Source organism: Vibrio sp. 10N.222.54.A3 (assembly GCF_041474095.1).
GTDB lineage: Bacteria > Pseudomonadota > Gammaproteobacteria > Enterobacterales > Vibrionaceae > Vibrio > Vibrio crassostreae_C.
In genome coordinates, this window is record NZ_JBFRTN010000032.1 from 1,105 (window position 1) to 2,013 (window position 909).

At 45.5% G+C, this 909-nt stretch carries 1 protein-coding gene; it reads left to right on the forward strand.

Annotated features, from left to right (window positions below):
* A partial coding sequence (locus tag AB4507_RS08795; RefSeq protein ID WP_372182543.1) for an ISL3 family transposase occupies positions 1-909 on the forward strand: 909 nt, incomplete at its 5' end.

Here is a 909-nt window from a genome sequence, read left to right on the forward strand (position 1 = left end):
ACGAAGCGCTTAAAAAGTTATATAGAACAACTGCTGCCTCTTCTTCCCATTAAGCATATCTCCCAGTTAACAAGCGTACATTGGCACACCATTAAAGAGATAGATAAACGCCGACTTCGCCAAGTGGTACCGTCAGTGAAATGGGAGGGGCTAAGGCAACTCGTCATGGATGAGTTCGCTATCTTTAAAGGACATCGGTATGCCACGGTCATTGCTGACGCTAAGACTCACCAAGTCATTTGGATAGGGTTAGGCCGTAGCCGCAAGGACATACGACCGTTCTTCGAGCTGTTAGGCAAGCATGGCAATAATATCGAAGCGGTCGCGATGGACATGAATACGGCTTTTGACCTTGAAGTTCAAGCGCATTGCCCGAACGCAAAAATCGTTTACGACTTATTCCATGTTGTTGCTAAGTTCGGTCGTGAGGTAATGGATAGAGTCAGAGTCGACCAAGCCAACAAACTCAAGCAAGATAAAAAAGCGAGGCAATGGGTCAAGCGCTCACGCTGGGTGTTGTTGAAAAGTAGAGGCAACTTAAATCCACGGCAAGACAGCTATCTTACAGAAATATTGAATATCAATAAGGACTTAATGACCACTTATATACTCGGGGCACAACTCAAAGAGCTTTGGTATTGTGAATCAGAAGCACATGCTAAAGGGCTCTGGGAGGCTTGGTGGGCACAAGTACAAGAGAGTGGAATTAAGCCATTGAAAGAGTTCGCACGAAAACTGAGTCCTTATCTTCACGGTATTATCGCATCGGCAAGTTATCCGCTAAACACCTGCACCCTAGAAGGGATAAACAACAAGATAAAGCTAATCAAGCGAATGGGGTATGGGTATCGAGATACCGACTACTTCTTCTTGAAGATAAAAGCGGCTTTCCCCGGAAAGCCGCGATGA